The sequence below is a fragment of the Aquamicrobium sp. YD-1-mutant5 genome (assembly GCF_059509755.1).
This window is the reverse complement of sequence record NZ_JCAKKP010000010.1, coordinates 1-14,453: the sequence shown is the minus strand read 5'-3', so window position 1 is coordinate 14,453 and position 14,453 is coordinate 1. Positions and strand designations below refer to the sequence as shown.

16 protein-coding genes are annotated in these 14,453 nt (G+C 62.0%); 12 read left to right on the top strand and 4 right to left on the bottom strand.

What is annotated here, in order from left to right; all coding sequences use genetic code 11:
* Positions 1 to 16: 16 nt before the first annotated feature.
* From AC5XE7_RS14015 to AC5XE7_RS14000, 4 genes are all read left to right on the top strand, one after another.
* Positions 17 to 613 (top strand): LysE family translocator, encoded by a 597-nt coding sequence (locus AC5XE7_RS14015; RefSeq protein WP_495366575.1) that lies wholly within the window; start codon positions 17 to 19, stop codon positions 611 to 613.
* Between the two features lie 108 nt (positions 614 to 721).
* Positions 722 to 994, top strand: coding sequence for a type II toxin-antitoxin system VapB family antitoxin (locus AC5XE7_RS14010; protein ID WP_495366576.1), 273 nt, complete (start codon positions 722 to 724; stop codon positions 992 to 994).
* 3 nt (positions 995 to 997) lie between these two features.
* Positions 998 to 1,405, top strand: coding sequence for a type II toxin-antitoxin system VapC family toxin (locus AC5XE7_RS14005; protein WP_239799082.1), 408 nt, complete (start codon positions 998 to 1,000; stop codon positions 1,403 to 1,405).
* Positions 1,406 to 1,449: 44 nt separating this feature from the next.
* A complete protein-coding gene (locus AC5XE7_RS14000) occupies positions 1,450 to 2,577 on the top strand; it encodes an ATP-dependent DNA helicase (protein WP_495366577.1) in 1,128 nt (375 codons plus the stop codon).
* Positions 2,578 to 2,706: 129 nt separating this feature from the next.
* Here the strand turns inward: AC5XE7_RS14000 and AC5XE7_RS13995 are convergent, their stop codons facing one another.
* Positions 2,707 to 3,105, bottom strand: coding sequence for a SpoIIAA family protein (locus tag AC5XE7_RS13995; RefSeq protein WP_239799080.1), 399 nt, complete (start codon positions 3,103 to 3,105; stop codon positions 2,707 to 2,709).
* A gap of 104 nt (positions 3,106 to 3,209) precedes the next feature.
* Here AC5XE7_RS13995 and AC5XE7_RS13990 point away from each other — a divergent pair, with 104 nt between their 5' ends.
* Complete coding sequence (locus AC5XE7_RS13990; RefSeq protein ID WP_495366578.1) at positions 3,210 to 3,953, top strand: pyridoxine 5'-phosphate synthase; 744 nt, start codon at positions 3,210 to 3,212, stop codon at positions 3,951 to 3,953.
* Between the two features lie 95 nt (positions 3,954 to 4,048).
* Positions 4,049 to 5,968, top strand: coding sequence for a potassium transporter Kup (locus AC5XE7_RS13985; protein ID WP_495366579.1), 1,920 nt, complete (start codon positions 4,049 to 4,051; stop codon positions 5,966 to 5,968).
* Between the two features lie 17 nt (positions 5,969 to 5,985).
* Here the strand turns inward: AC5XE7_RS13985 and AC5XE7_RS13980 are convergent, their stop codons facing one another.
* Together AC5XE7_RS13980 and AC5XE7_RS13975 are read right to left on the bottom strand one after the other, a co-directional pair.
* Entirely contained in the window at positions 5,986 to 6,831 is an 846-nt protein-coding gene (locus AC5XE7_RS13980; RefSeq protein ID WP_495366580.1) for a hypothetical protein, read from the bottom strand.
* Positions 6,832 to 6,844: 13 nt separating this feature from the next.
* Entirely contained in the window at positions 6,845 to 7,618 is a 774-nt protein-coding gene (locus AC5XE7_RS13975) for a hypothetical protein (protein WP_495366581.1), read from the bottom strand.
* A gap of 234 nt (positions 7,619 to 7,852) precedes the next feature.
* Here AC5XE7_RS13975 and AC5XE7_RS13970 point away from each other — a divergent pair, with 234 nt between their 5' ends.
* From AC5XE7_RS13970 to ilvC, 4 genes are all read left to right on the top strand, one after another.
* Positions 7,853 to 8,203, top strand: coding sequence for a hypothetical protein (locus AC5XE7_RS13970; RefSeq protein ID WP_287947676.1), 351 nt, complete (start codon positions 7,853 to 7,855; stop codon positions 8,201 to 8,203).
* A gap of 199 nt (positions 8,204 to 8,402) precedes the next feature.
* Entirely contained in the window at positions 8,403 to 9,671 is a 1,269-nt protein-coding gene (locus tag AC5XE7_RS13965; protein WP_495366582.1) for an FAD-dependent oxidoreductase, read from the top strand.
* Between the two features lie 322 nt (positions 9,672 to 9,993).
* Complete coding sequence (locus tag AC5XE7_RS13960) at positions 9,994 to 10,644, top strand: TetR/AcrR family transcriptional regulator (protein WP_183830990.1); 651 nt, start codon at positions 9,994 to 9,996, stop codon at positions 10,642 to 10,644.
* 42 nt (positions 10,645 to 10,686) lie between these two features.
* Complete coding sequence (ilvC, locus tag AC5XE7_RS13955; protein WP_183830988.1) at positions 10,687 to 11,706, top strand: ketol-acid reductoisomerase; 1,020 nt, start codon at positions 10,687 to 10,689, stop codon at positions 11,704 to 11,706.
* Positions 11,707 to 11,782: 76 nt separating this feature from the next.
* Here ilvC and AC5XE7_RS13950 read toward each other — a convergent pair whose 3' ends face one another.
* Positions 11,783 to 12,295, bottom strand: a complete 513-nt coding sequence (locus AC5XE7_RS13950) for a BA14K family protein (protein WP_495366583.1) — start codon at positions 12,293 to 12,295, stop codon at positions 11,783 to 11,785.
* 162 nt (positions 12,296 to 12,457) lie between these two features.
* Here AC5XE7_RS13950 and AC5XE7_RS13945 point away from each other — a divergent pair, with 162 nt between their 5' ends.
* Entirely contained in the window at positions 12,458 to 13,573 is a 1,116-nt protein-coding gene (locus AC5XE7_RS13945) for an endonuclease/exonuclease/phosphatase family protein (RefSeq protein ID WP_495366584.1), read from the top strand.
* A 7-nt stretch (positions 13,574 to 13,580) separates the two neighbouring features.
* Positions 13,581 to 14,294 (top strand): hypothetical protein, encoded by a 714-nt coding sequence (locus AC5XE7_RS13940; protein WP_495366585.1) that lies wholly within the window; start codon positions 13,581 to 13,583, stop codon positions 14,292 to 14,294.
* The last annotated feature ends 159 nt before the right edge of the window (positions 14,295 to 14,453 follow it).

Here is a 14,453-nt window from a genome sequence, read left to right as displayed (position 1 = left end):
ACACTGCAGGTTCCACATGAACTCTGAAGTTCTTTTTGCGCTGGCTGCCTATGCCTTCGTGAGCTCCATCACGCCAGGCCCCAACAACTTCATGCTGCTGTCTTCGGGTGTAAATTTCGGCTTCGTGCGGTCCATTCCGCATATGCTGGGCATCGGTATCGGCTTTGTCGTACTGCTGCTCGCTGTCGGATTTGGACTGGGTGCGGTGCTGACGACGTTCCCGGCATTGCATACGGGGCTCAAGATCGCCGGTGGCGCCTACCTGCTCTATCTGGCGTGGAAGATCGCGATGTCGCGCTCCGTTGAAAGCGGGGGAGATGGTTCCGCGCAGCCGATGACCTTTCTGCAGGCCGCCGCTTTCCAGTGGGTCAATCCGAAGGCATGGGTCATGGCGGTTACCGCAATGGCGGTATTCTCAAATCCGGAAAACCCGTTCCTGTCCGTCATCCTTATCGCCGTGGTGTTCGGCATCATCAACCTGCCCTGCGTTTCGAGCTGGGCCGGCTTCGGCATGGCACTGCGCGGTTTCCTGTCCGATCCGGTGCGCCTGAAATGGTTCAACATCGGCATGGGCGTGCTGCTTGCCGCCACGCTCTGGCCGATGCTGCGGTAGCAAAAAAGCTACTATAGTGCGGCGAGGCTGTCCTTTGACAAGGAGTGGAGATAGTCCCCTTTTGTTCTCGTTTTATATACGCTATAATGCTATTTACATAAAGTATTTATGGTTGTATATAAAATGGTGATACACGTTAAGGACGATGAAGCGGATCTGCTGGTAAGGAAGCTGGCGCGGTCACGGGGTATAGGTATTACCGAAGCGATAAAGGAGGCCACCAGGGAGGCTCTGGCGGCAGATGCCGCCGAAGCGAAGGTGGTTGATGTTCCGTTGCGGATGCGATTGCAGCCGTTGCTGGATCGCCTCGATAGGCTGCCGCGCGGTGGCCTCGCTACGGATAAAGAGTTCTTCGACGAGCTGTGGGGCGAGGAAAGCTGACCGATGGACGAGGGAAAGATTCTTTATCTGGAGACTTCCGCCATCGTGGCTATTCTGAAAAATGAGACTGAGCGTCAGGAGTTTCTTGACAGAATCGAGCAGACGAAAGTTTGTGTAACCTCCATTGTTTCGGCGTTCGAGGCTTCGATAGCCATGTCGGGTCTCACAGGAAGTTGTTCTGCGGGATTAAGTGAAGTTCTGAATTTTTTGCGATTAGCAAAGGCTGAAATTCAGGGAGTTGGGGCTGAATTACTGCCAGAACTGGCTATCGCTCGCGACCGCTATGGCAAAGGCAGCGGTCATGTCGCCAAATTGAATTTGGGTGATTGCTTTTCTTATGCTGTTGCCAAGCAAGGTGGCATGGAGATTTTGTATAAGGGTGATGATTTTGCTGCCACGGATCTCGGCTGAAATCCTGCCTTGCTCTTGCAAAGCGAATCCTGTCTGACCATCTCATGCAATTTTCACCGCAGCAGGACGAGGCGCTCAGGGCAGTCGCCACATGGCTCAAGGCTGGCCGGCCGCAGCTTTTCCGCCTCTTCGGCTATGCCGGAACGGGCAAGACGACGCTGGCGCGCTATTTCGCGGAGCATGTCGACGGGCAGGTGCAGTTCGCCGCTTTCACCGGCAAGGCCGCGCAGGTTCTGCGCTCCAAAGGGGCAACGAATGCCCGCACCATCCATTCGCTGATCTACCGTCCGCGGGGCGAGGAAGCGGTCGAGGACGAGACGACCGGCAAGACCTCCATGTCTCCGACCTTCTCGCTCAATCGCCAGAGTCCGATCGCCAGGGCGGCACTGGTGGTCATCGACGAATGCTCGATGGTGGACGAGCAGCTTGGCCGCGATCTTCTGAGCTTTGGCACGCCGATCCTCGTTCTGGGTGATCCGGGCCAGTTGCCGCCGATTTCCGGTGGCGGCTTCTTCACCGAGCAGGAACCCGATTTCCTGCTGACTGAAATCCACCGGCAGGCGCGCGACAATCCCATCATCCGCATGGCGCTGGACGTGCGCGAGGGGCGGGATCTCGCCTATGGCGACTATGGCGGGGCGCGGGTGATCGGCAAGGACGAGGTGACGCAGGATCTCGTCCTCGACGCCGATCAGGTGCTGGTCGGCACCAATCGCACCCGCCGCCGCTACAACCGCAGGCTGCGCGAGCTGAAGGGCTTCACTGCTGACTATCCGCAGGCCGGCGACAAGCTCGTGTGCCTGCGCAACGATCCGGCCAAGGGGCTTCTCAACGGCTCGCTGTGGAAGGTTATGACCGCTTCGCGCGAAACGGTGAAGCCGGGCATCAACCTGCTGGTTTCACCGGAAGAGGATGACCCGGACCGCGGCGTCGCCAAGATCAAGCTGCTCAAAGCCGCATTCGAGGATGCCGAGGCCGAGATTCCGTGGCAGCAGAAGCGGCGCTTCGACGATTTCGACTACGGCTACGCGCTTACCGTTCACAAGGCGCAGGGCTCGCAGTGGAACGACGTGGTGCTGTTCGACGAAAGCTGGGCGTTCAAGGACACGCGGGAGCGCTGGCTCTACACGGCCATCACGCGCGCGGCCGAAAGGCTTACAATCGTCAGATAGCCGCGTGGCTCCGAAGCGAGCCGCTTTGAAACCGGGCCTTTTTCGGGGATGCGACATGCCTCAAAACAGGGCGTGAACACGTCGCCCGATATCGTGCAGGCGCAGTATTTCGGGCGGCCGCAGCACGTTTCAGGTGCTTTTCTTTGGTTTCGCGCCCAGCCACTCCCATGCTTCCGCTTCGCGTTCGGCCGGAAAATACCTGAGCTCCTGTTCGGGCTGCAGTTCTGCGCGAATGCGTCTGGTCCAGTCCGGCCCGCCGACGCTGGCACAGCGCCTGACATGCGCCAGCGCCATCTGCCGGCCCTGCTCGATCGTCTGCGGGGAGGTTTCCGACCAGTCGGCGGTGTCGAAGTCGGTCAGACGCACCAGCACGTCGACGCGCGGATGCAGCGCGCAGGCGGCCTCAAGCAGGCCGTAAAGGTTCTCTGCGTCGGCCGAATTCACCTCTCCCACGATATCGATCGCAAACAGATCGTCCCTGCTGCTGTCGATACGGCGGATGGCAGGCACGGCTTCAAGATAATTCATCCATTCTCTCTCCGGAACGCGTTTGTCTTCTGGAACACACAAATCCGCTGTCTGTTCCCTGCAAAGCCGCTATAGATGCCGGCACATATGCTCGGGAGGTCACAATGCCGGTCAAGCTGTCGGTCAATCTCAACGCGGTCGCCATGCTGCGCAACAGGCGCGATCTGCCGTGGCCAAGCGTGACCGGGCTGGGGCGGGTCGCGCTGGCCGCCGGCGCCCACGGACTGACGGTCCATCCGCGTCCCGACCAGAGACACACGCGCAATTCCGATCTTCCGGAACTGCGGGCCCTGATCGATGACGAGTTCCCGCAGGCGGAGTTTAACATGGAAGGCTATCCGAACGAGGATTTCCTGCAGCTCGTTGAAAAGAATCAGCCGGAGCAGGTTACGCTCGTGCCCGATGACCCGGCGCAGGCGACCTCGGACCATGGCTGGAACTTCATCGGGCAATCCGCGTTCCTCACACCGATCGTGCGGCGACTGAAGAAGGAAGGGGCAAGGGTATCCCTGTTTGCGAATCCCGACACGGAAGGCCTTTCGGCGGCGCGCGACACCGGCGCCGACCGCGTGGAATTCTACACCGGCCCCTATGCGAGCTGCCACTCCGACCCGGACCGGATGGCCGCCGAGCTGGAAAAGCTTGGAAAGGCCGCCGATGCAGCCCTTGCGCTGGGGCTCGAAGTGAATGCCGGCCACGATCTCGTGGTCGCCAATCTGCCGGCTCTGGTAAAACGCGTTCCCCGGCTTGCGGAAGTTTCCATCGGGCATGGGCTGACCGCCGATGCGCTGGAATTTGGAATGGCCGCCACGGTCAGGCGGTTCCTGAAAGCCTGCGGCTGGCCGTGACCCTGTGCGGCAGCCAGGGTGGCGAGCGGACGACGGGGACTTGATATTGCGCCGCGCCGAGAGTAGAGCACCGCGCGCTTAACGGAGTTCTTTCCATGGCCGTTGCCGATCCCGGTAGCGAGGTCGGGTCCGCCGCACCGGCAGACCAACCCGAACACAAGCCCCAAAGCACGCCGCTCATGATGCTCGCCGCGCTCGGCGTCGTCTATGGCGATATCGGCACAAGCCCCATCTATGCCTTTCGCGTCGCGCTCGGCGCCGCATCCGGATCGGAGGGCGCTGTGCGCCACGATATTCTGGGTGTGCTGTCCCTCATCATCTGGGTGCTCACCATCGTGGTGGCGGTCAAGTACATGATGTTCGTGCTGCGCGCCGACAACAAGGGCGAGGGCGGAACGCTTTCCCTGATGGCACTCAGCCGCTCGGCCTTTCCCAAAAGGCCGGCCCTGATCCTCGGCATCGGCATGCTGGGAGCAGCACTTTTCTACGGCGACGCGGTGATAACCCCCGCGATCTCGGTGTTGTCGGCCACGGAAGGGCTGACCATCATCGGCGAGGGCTTCGCCCCCTACATCGTGCCGCTTACCGTCGTGATCCTGCTGATATTGTTTTCCGTCCAGCGTTTCGGCAGCGGCGGTGTCGCCACCATTTTCGGGCCCATCACGCTGATCTGGTTTCTGGCGATCGGCTTTGCCGGGCTCAGGCATATCATCCACGATCCTGAAATTCTGCTGGCGTTCAATCCGCTCTACATGCTGCGCTTCATCGGGCAGGAAACCACGGTTTCGATGGCCATCATCGGGGGCGTCTTCCTGGCCGTCACGGGTGCCGAATCCGTCTATGCGGACCTCGGCCATTTCGGCCGCCGGCCGATCGTGCTCGCCTGGTTCTGGGTGGTGTTCCCCTGTCTTCTGCTGAACTATCTGGGGCAGGGCGCTTTCGTTCTGTCGCATGACGGCGCTGTCGGCCATCCCTTCTTCCAGATGAACGACGGGTGGCTGCTCTATGTGATGGTGGCGCTGGCAACAGCGGCAACCGTCATCGCCAGCCAGGCCGTGATCACCGGCGCCTATTCGCTGACACGGCAGGCTGTTCAGCTCAACATGCTGCCGCGCATGGAGATCCGACACACCTCGGAAACCCAGTCGGGCCAGATCTACATGCCGCGGGTCAATTTCCTGATGGCCGTCGTGGTGCTGCTGCTGGTGCTCGGCTTCCGCGAGTCCGAAGGCCTTGCTTCGGCCTATGGCATCGCGGTCACCGGCGTCATGCTGGTCACGACCACGCTGTTTGGCATCATCATGATCCGCATCTGGAAATGGCCTTTGTGGGCAGCGCTTAGCCTCACCGCTCTTTTCGGCCTGATCGAGCTCGGCTTCCTCGTCACCAACGCCATGAAGGTGAGGGATGGCGGCTGGGCTTCGCTGGTGGTGGCCTTCATGGTCATCGTGGTGATGGTGACATGGGTGCGCGGATCGCGTCTGCTGTTTGAGAAAACACGCAAGAATGAGATTCCGCTGGAATTCCTCGCCGGCAATCTGGAGAAGAAGCAGCCCCAGCTGGTGCCCGGAACGGCGATCTTCCTGACCAGCGACCCGTTCAGCGCCCCGACCGCGCTGATGCACAGCCTCAAGCACTACAAGGTGTTGCATGAGCGGAACATCATCCTGTCGGTGGTGACGGCCCCGCAGCCGAAGGTGCCGGACAGCGAGCGCGTGAGGCTGGAAACGATCAACGACCTGTTCATGCGCATCACGCTGACATTCGGCTACATGGAACAGCCGAACATTCCGCGCGCGCTGGCCACCTGCCGCAAGCAGGGCTGGAAGTTTGACATCATGACCACTTCGTTCTTCCTCTCCAGACGCTCGCTGAAGGCGTCGGCCAGCTCCGGCATGCCAATGTGGCAGGACCGACTGTTCATCAGCCTTGCGCGAACGGCGGCGGATGCGACGGAATACTTCCAAATTCCGACGGGACGCGTCGTGGAGATCGGCACACAGGTGGCGATCTAGCAGGAGATGGTCGGGATCTAATCCGTCACCGTCATCTTGAAGAAATCGCCCTGTATCTCGAATTCCTCGATGCCGGGCGCGGAGGCGGTGAAGACGATAGCGCGGGCCGGGGTGAGGCCCTGGCAGAACTTGCTGAAGCGTCGCGCCAGCCCGCCATCAGAAAATGTGCCGGTGCGCAGTGCCGGCAGGTCCGAAGCCAGCAGGTGCCAGTCGCGGGGCAGCTTCCCGCAATCGCCGCGCTCGGCATAGATCGGGCGCGAGTCGCCTACCTTCATGTTCACGACGGGATTGAAGGCAATGATGGGCGCATGGTCGGCCGGACCAGCCCATGGCCGCCATCCGGAAGCGGTGATGAGTGCGCCTGCGGTCGCCCCGACCGCCAGAAGCACCGCGCCGCCAAATGCGGCCTGCATTGCCGAAAAGCGTTTGCGGCCGAGCCTCTCAGGGACAAAAAGGGTGGTCATGCCGGTTTGCCGGCCCGCTACCCGCGTGAGAGCTGTCATGGGGGCTCGGGAAGGCACGGCATATTGCGCCACCGGCACAGGCAGGCCGGGAGGGACCTTGCCTTCCATCTCGCCGTCCTGCCTGTAAAGCTGGTTCCACAGCTTCTGCGTTTGTGGATCGTCCGCCACATTGAGCAGCTTTGCCAGCACGCGCAGATTGCCGGAGCGCGGCAGGTGACGGCCTGAACGCCAGTTGTTCAGGTTGCGCAGGGCCGTTTCATGCTGCCGCTGGCCCTTGCTGGCGGTCAGCGTGCAATAGGCGCTGGCGAGCGTCGCGTCGTCGTAATAGCCGGCGCGGTTGCACAGTTCATCGAACAGAACATGCCAGTGCCGGAATGCCGTGTCGTCGGGTTCCCCCATTGTCCCCTCCGCTTCATCTGGTCACGAGGTTTACCGGATCGGTGACGAAAATCTTGACGAAATCGTCGAGCAGCCGGATTTCCTCGACGCCTGCCGTCCGTGCGGTGAAGCGCACTGCCCGGACCGGCACGACCTTGTTGCAATAGTTGCTCATCTTGCGCGCGAGACCGCCGTCGGTGAAGACGCCGAGCGAGCTGTGGGGAACGCGCGGTGCGGTATAGGTCCAGTCCGGGACGTTGCCACCGTCGCAGTCGCCGCGATCTCCGTGGATGACGCGGCTTTCCCCGACCACCATCACAACGCGCGCATCATAGCCGATGACCGGCAGATCCCTGTAGGGATCGACCATCATCCATCGGATTCCGGTGGCGGCCAGCAAGGCAGCAATGATGCCGGTTCCTGACCAGAGCAGCCGCCCGGCGAGGGAAGGGCGCGTTCGGACATTTCCGCTGGCATCCATGTCGACGGCTATGTTGCCGGTGTCCGAAAGTTCCCGGCCGCGCGCGGCGGCGTAGAGGAGGTTCCATCGTTGCAGAAGCTCGGGATTGTCCGACACCCGCAGCAATTCTGCGAGGATCATGAAGTTGCGGCGCAGCGGCAGGTGCCGACCGGCCCGCCAGTTGCGCAGGTTTTTTTCCGCGGCGTTGAAATCCTCGCGGGCGGATTTGCCGGAACGGTGGCACAGCTGGCTGGCCAGTGCCGAATTGTCGATATGGCCGCTTCTGTCACACAGCGCGTCCAGCAATGCGTGCCATCGGCTGAATTTGCCCCAATCCTGTTCCTGCATGCCCTGTCCCCGCATGCTGTGCGCATCCGCTCCACTGCCTGAGAGGTGATTTAAAAAGCAATTCATAGAGATAGCAATCAAGTTTGCTCTCGTTTTTCCGGATTTTCCGGTGATTGGCGGACTTTTCGATTTGCTGGCGCGAATGGATTTGGCACGCCGGAAGGACCACCGCCGATGTTCTGCCTGGCTCCGGTGGATCAGTTTTCAGGCGTTACAGAGAGGGGCTTAACAGAGATGCGAAACGCTGTTGTTGGTGCGATGTCGATCCTTTCGGGGCTGGTGCTGTCGGGTTGCGTCACTGCGACCAATGCCGACAAGACCGTCGAGATGAGGGTAGGCGAAACGAAGCACCTGACCGCTTACCGGGGCAATTCGTGCAGCGCCGGTGCGCCGAGCTATGCGGACATCGTGGGCCGGCTGCCGAAATCCTCGATCGTGAACTACTCGGATGGAGGGCTTTCGAGCCGCGTCAGCCGGGATTGCGGCAAGCGCGTGCCGACGCGTGCGGTGAACGGCACGGCCATCGCGACCGGCTCGGAGGGCCATCGCTACCAGTCCGGAACGGTCGCGATCGTCGTGAAATAGGTTTGCGACCGGCAGCAGCCGGCAAGGCAATTTGCGGGGGCGACCGGGCGACGCGGCAATGCGCCGCCCGGTTTCGTTTCCGGCATGGTTGTGGCGGTGCAGGGCTTTGTTGTATCCCGGACGAGGGGGACGCAACCGCAGACGCATGATCCGGCAAACTACGGTGCGGAACGGCATTGCCGGACAAAGCAGGTCTGACGTGCAGCCAAAATTATCGATCGCCATTGCAGGTGCGGGACCGGCCGGGCTTGCCGCGGCACTCTATCTCCACCGCGCCGGGCACAGGATCACCATATTCGAGCGTTTCGAAAATCCGGCTCCGGTCGGCTCGGGGCTTATCCTGCAACCGACCGGTCTTACCGTTCTGGACGACCTTGGATTGCTGGGCGACATCATGGCGCTTGGCAGCCGCATCGACCGGCTGCACGGCACGGATGCGCGCTCCGGTCGCACGGTGCTGGATGTCCGCTACCGGGCCCTGCCGGGTGGGCGCTTCGGGGTGGCGGTGCACCGGGCCGCACTCTTCGGCGTGCTCTATCGCGCGGTTCTGCGCGAGGGCATCGCCATCGAGACGGGCGTCGGGATCGATTCCCTCGATGCGGGCGAGACGGCAACGCTGATCGACGACAAGGGGCGCGGGCTCGGATCGTTCGATCTGGTGATCGATGCCAGCGGCACGCGCTCGCGTCTGCGACGCCATGCCGATGTTCCTGTCGATCCGCAGCCGCTGGCCTATGGCGCGTTCTGGGCATCGCTGGGCTGGCACGGAGACGGCTTCGACGAACATGCGCTGCTGCAACGCTATGACCGGGCGCGGGTGATGATCGGCGTGCTGCCCATCGGCCGCGCCGAACCGGGCGGAGAGCGGATGGCGGCCTTCTTCTGGAGCCTGAAGCCGGACGACGCCGCCCGCGTTCAGAGCGAGGGCCTTGAGGCTTGGAAAGCCCGCGTGGTCGGCTACTGGCCTCAATGCGCTGCCTATGTCGACCAGATCGACAGTTTCGACCAGCTTTCGCTGGCGCGCTATGGCCACCACACGCTGCCGGTTCCGGCCGGTCGGCGGCTGGCTATTATTGGCGATGCCGCCCATTCCACCAGCCCGCAACTGGGGCAGGGGGCCAATATGGCGCTTCTCGACGCGGCGGCGCTCACCCATGCGCTGAAACAGAACACAACGATCGAGGATGCGCTCGCCGCCTATGCGCGGACGCGCCGCTGGCACATCCGCAGCTTCCAGACATTGTCGCGCGTGTTCACGCCGTTCTACCAGTCGGACGGCTGGCTGCTGCCCTTCATGCGTGACAGCGTGGTGGCGACCACGGCGAAGATTCCGCCGTCGCCGCGCATTCTCGCCGCGCTCGTGGCGGGGACCATCATCGATCCGCTGCGCAGGATCGGCCTCAGCGAGACGGACTGGCAACGGGTCGCTGCAGCGCCGGCGCGGCCTATTGCTGCGATCGCCGAGTGAGCTGCCGGTTCGCCGGTGTATGAAATTCCGGCTCTTCCGGCACCTGTGGCAGTTCCGGCAAAAGCGCGAAGCGGTTTTGCGTCCGGGATTTCATCGAGACAAAAGATTGGAGCGGTTCCGGGGTTCGGAGAAAAGCAGAAATGATCCAAGGGATATTTTTTCAAAAGATCAGCCTTGCGTGAAAAGACCCTCTTGTCTTCCCGATAGCGATCGGGCATAGCAGGAACCGTAACGTACGGTACGGCATCTGAAGATGCGACTGTCCGATTGGGAGAAGGGCGCGGGCAGGGCTTTTGCTGCCGTGCGATGAGCGGACGACAACGTGGTTCAGGCGTACGAACAGGAGGAAGTGCAGAAGCTCACAGAGCGTCAGAAAGACATTCTGGATGCAGCTCTGCGCCTGCTGGTCGAAGACGGCGACAATCTCACCATGGCTGCCGTGGCGCGCCGGGCGAGATGCTCCAAGGAAAGCCTCTACAAATGGTTCGGCGACCGCGACGGGCTGCTCACCGCGACCGTGCGCTGGCAGGCTTCCAAGGTGCGCGTGGTGCCCGTCGATCAGGGCAGGCCGGACCTGGTGTCGCTCACTGAAAGCCTCGAAAGCTATGCGCGCGACTGGCTGAAGGTGATTTCGAGCGATACTTCCGTGGCGCTCAACCGGGTTGCGATCAGCCATGCCGGCTCAGGCCGCGACAAGCTCGGCGAGATCGTGCTGCAAAACGGCCGTTTCGCGCTGGCCGCACGGCTGAAGCCGGTGCTCGATGCCGGCAAGCGGGCCGGGCTTCTTGTGTTCGAGGATGCGGAAACCGCGTTCAGGACGTTTTTCGGGCTGGTTGCGCGCGATGTGCAGATCCGGCTTCTGCTCGGCGACTGGCCGGGCATGACGGAGGCGGCGATCGAGGAAGACGCGGCGCGCGCCACCAAACAGTTTCTTGCCCTGCACGGGGCCGGGAAGGGTCAACAGGCCAACTAATCCACACGACAGGTCAATACAGGAACGGGAAGGACTTTTATCATGCGTGTCTATTACGATCGCGACGCTGATCTGAACCTCATCAAGGGCAAGAAGGTTGCCATCATCGGCTACGGCTCGCAGGGCCGCGCCCATGCGCTGAACCTCAAGGATTCCGGCGTGAAGGACATCGCCATCGGCCTGAAGGCCGGCTCGGCGACCGCCAAGAAGGTCGAGGCCGACGGCCTCAAGGTGATGACCGTTGCCGAAGTCGCCAAGTGGGCCGACCTGATGATGATGGCTGCTCCCGACGAGTTGCAGGCCGACATCTACAACAGCGAGATCGCCCCGAATATCCGCGATGGCGCAGCGATTGCCTTTGCCCACGGCCTCAACGTGCATTTCGGCCTGATCGAGCCGAAATCGTCCGTCGACGTCATCATGGTTGCGCCCAAGGGCCCCGGCCACACCGTTCGCGGTGAATACCAGAAGGGCGGCGGCGTGCCGTGCCTGGTCGCCGTGCATCAGGATGCCAGCGGAAACGCGCTCGACCTCGGCCTGTCCTACGCCTGCGGCGTCGGCGGCGGCCGCTCGGGCATCATCGAGACCAACTTCCGCGAAGAGTGCGAGACCGACCTGTTCGGTGAGCAGGCAGTTCTGTGCGGCGGCGTGGTCGAGCTGATCCGCACCGGTTTCGAGGTTCTGGTCGAGGCCGGCTATGCGCCGGAAATGGCCTATTTCGAGTGCCTGCACGAAATGAAGCTGATCGTCGACCTCATCTACGAGGGCGGCATCGCCAACATGAACTACTCCATCTCGAACACTGCCGAGTGGGGCGAGTATGTGTCGGGTCCGCGAGTCATCACCGCCGAGACCAAGGAAGAGATGAAGCGCATCCTGAAGGACATCCAGAGCGGCCGCTTCACCAGCGAGTGGATGCAGGAATACCGTTCCGGCGGTGCGCGCTTCAAGGCAACCCGTCGTCTGGCCGATGAGCACCAGATCGAAGAGGTCGGCGCCAAGCTGCGCGGCATGATGCCGTGGATCTCCAAGAACAAGCTGGTCGACAAGGAAAAGAACTAAGTTTTCCGCACCAGAAAAACGAAAGGCCGGCGATGACCATCGCCGGCCTTTTTCCATTTACGGGCAGGGAAAAGGTTCAGCCGTAGGGCGACCGGCACTGGCGGCGCGGCCCATTGTAAGGCTGGAAGGTGTTGTCCGAGGCCCGGTAGGAGCGATAGCGGTCATAGCACCAGCGCACATGCGCGTTGCCGGACGGGCGATAGTAGCGCCGTGGCTCGGTGTAGTAGCGATAGCCCGGCGCACCCAGTCCAAGACCGAGATAGAAGCCCGATCCGCCGTAATGAGGCCGGTAGTAATGGTGCCGCGGCGGCCGTGGACGGTGCCAGTTGCCGCCATGCTGTGGCGGTCGCCAGTGTGAACCACCCGGACGATGCGGCCGGTTCCAGTTGCCGGATGGCCGGTTTCCGTGATGAGGAGGCCTGCGCCAGCGTTCGTCGCGAATTTTGGTGACGTCCTGAGTTGCACTGGCCGCAGGTGCGGCAGGTGCATGTGCAGGCGGGGGACCGGCGACGGCCGGAACCGAAAGCATGCCGACGAGACACAGCACGGTCAGCCCGGCCCTGAACGGAGAGGAAAGAAGCTTTTTCATGTGCCACTCCCGAGGATAGAGCAAGTTGCAACGCCGGAAGCTTCCGGCAATTGGTTGCAGCATGACGACTGGTCAATGAACGCAGGATGAACGGTGCGGGTTCCGTGCCGGGCGCGTTTCTGCGCTTGTCTTTGGCGCGACTTGCAGGCAATTGTCGCTGCCATGTCTTTGCGCCTTGCCACCTTCAATGTCGAAAACCTGATGAACAGGTTCGATTTCTCCGGTTTCCGAAACCAGCTCAATCAGGACAGGACGCTGGCCCTGTTCGAGATCAAGAGCGAGGCGGAATACCGCGCACTGGAGCAGGCCCGCGCCATCGCCCATTCGGATGATACGCGTCAACTCACCGCCCTTGCCATCGCGGCGACCCGGGCCGACATCATCTGCATGCAGGAGGTGGACAATATCGAGGCGCTGAAGGCGTTCGAGTATGGCTATCTTTTCAAGATGGTGGGGCAGGGATACCGCCAGAAATACACCACGTCCGGCAATGATTCGCGCGGCATCGACGTCGCGCTGATGATGCGGGACGAGACCGCGCACGGCCAGCCGATCGAGTTCGTGCGCATGACCAGCCATGCCCATCTCACCTATGGCGAACTTGGCCTGCACACGCCGGAACTGGCGGCGCTGGGGCAGGAGCCGCACGAGCGTATCTTCCGCCGCGATTGTCTTGAAATCGACCTCAAAATCGGCGGCAAGCCGCTGACGCTCTATCTGGTCCATTTCAAATCCATGGGGGGCGCGCCGCGCAACGGCATGGACGGGCGGCAGGCAACCATGCCGATCCGCTTCGCCGAAGCCCGAGCTGTGCGCCACATCATCGAACAGCGTTTCGGCCGGGATCGCGCGGCAGACAAGCGCTGGGCGATCTGTGGCGACATGAACGATTACCGGCAGCGCGTGGTGATCGAAGGCGACGGTCCATCAGACTACCGCTTCGAGGTGCGTGACGAGGCTGTTTCCTGTCTCGATGCTCTTCTTCACGACGGGTTTTGCGAGAATGTCGTCGAGCGCCGTCCCGAGATGGATCGCTGGACGCTCTATCATACGCGTGGGCCGCAGGAGCGGCATCTTTGCCAGCTCGACTACATCCTTCTGTCGCGCTCGCTTGCGGAGGAAAATGCAGGCGCGGTGCCGAATATCATCCGCAACGGCCAGCCATATCGCACTCCTTTCCCATCGGGACAGGAGGTCAGCCATTTTCCGCGCGTTGGCTGGGACCGGCCCAAGGCTTCCGATCACTGCCCGGTGGCGGTGACGCTGGACATCGTGTGAGGCGGCGGTGAGCTTCAACCTGCCTGCGAACGTGATCCTGCCTGTCGACAGCATCGACGTGCGACTGGACCCCGCGCCGCATCCGTTCGAGCGTGACAATGCCGAGGCGATCGCCGCCGGCTGGCTGGAACATCAGGCTGGCAATCCCGCCCTGTTCGACGGAACGATGGTTCTGCTGTCGTCGCTGACCTATGACGGCGGAGTGCTGGCCGGTGTCTGTCATGAAGTGCGCTATTCGACCTTCCTGCACTGGCGCCGCCATCCGGAGACGCCCGGCGCGCATCATACCTTCGCGCACGCCATGCCGGTATCCGGCGACGGCGCGCTGGTGGCTATCCGCATGGCACCGCATACGCTGAATGCCGGTAAGGTCTATTTCGCGGCTGGCTCCTTCGAGCCCATCGATTTTGTTGACGGCCAGGTCGATATGCATCGCAACATGGCCCGCGAGGTCATGGAGGAAACCGGGCTCGATCTCGATGCCGCCGTGCCCGAAGCGCGTCATCATCTGATCTCGACGCCGGGCGGGGTGGTGATTTTCCGCCGTTACCGGTTTTCGCAGTCAGCCGATGAGATCGCCGCTCAGGTGCGGACCCATATCGCCGCCGATCCCGATCCGGAAATCAGCGAGCCGGTCGTCATTCGCGATGCTACCACGCATCCGGCGGGGATGATGAGCTACATGCCGGCGCTCGTCGGCTGGCATTTCGCCGGCGCCTGAGTTCAATCGACCCTGCCGCTAGAGCGTGTCGCGTTTGACGTGATTCAGGATTCCCATTTGAGTTGTGTGATGATTCATTGTGGTTCGAAGGAGAACTGCGATGGGCAAGCCGTTACCGATTGCGTTGCGTGAGCGTGTTGCTGCGTTTGTCGATGAAGG

Coding starts and splice junctions, on each gene's coding strand:
- AC5XE7_RS13980 (WP_495366580.1), bottom strand. CDS start 6,831: ATGGGGGAACCCGACGACACGGCATTCCGGCACTGGCATGTTCTGTTC.
- AC5XE7_RS14000 (WP_495366577.1), top strand. CDS start 1,450: ATGCAATTTTCACCGCAGCAGGACGAGGCGCTCAGGGCAGTCGCCACA.
- AC5XE7_RS13950 (WP_495366583.1), bottom strand. CDS start 12,295: ATGAAAAAGCTTCTTTCCTCTCCGTTCAGGGCCGGGCTGACCGTGCTG.
- AC5XE7_RS14015 (WP_495366575.1), top strand. CDS start 17: ATGAACTCTGAAGTTCTTTTTGCGCTGGCTGCCTATGCCTTCGTGAGC.
- AC5XE7_RS13990 (WP_495366578.1), top strand. CDS start 3,210: ATGCCGGTCAAGCTGTCGGTCAATCTCAACGCGGTCGCCATGCTGCGC.
- ilvC (WP_183830988.1), top strand. CDS start 10,687: ATGCGTGTCTATTACGATCGCGACGCTGATCTGAACCTCATCAAGGGC.
- AC5XE7_RS13995 (WP_239799080.1), bottom strand. CDS start 3,105: ATGAATTATCTTGAAGCCGTGCCTGCCATCCGCCGTATCGACAGCAGC.
- AC5XE7_RS14010 (WP_495366576.1), top strand. CDS start 722: ATGGTTGTATATAAAATGGTGATACACGTTAAGGACGATGAAGCGGAT.
- AC5XE7_RS13985 (WP_495366579.1), top strand. CDS start 4,049: ATGGCCGTTGCCGATCCCGGTAGCGAGGTCGGGTCCGCCGCACCGGCA.
- AC5XE7_RS13975 (WP_495366581.1), bottom strand. CDS start 7,618: ATGCAGGAACAGGATTGGGGCAAATTCAGCCGATGGCACGCATTGCTG.
- AC5XE7_RS14005 (WP_239799082.1), top strand. CDS start 998: ATGGACGAGGGAAAGATTCTTTATCTGGAGACTTCCGCCATCGTGGCT.
- AC5XE7_RS13945 (WP_495366584.1), top strand. CDS start 12,458: ATGTCTTTGCGCCTTGCCACCTTCAATGTCGAAAACCTGATGAACAGG.
- AC5XE7_RS13970 (WP_287947676.1), top strand. CDS start 7,853: ATGCGAAACGCTGTTGTTGGTGCGATGTCGATCCTTTCGGGGCTGGTG.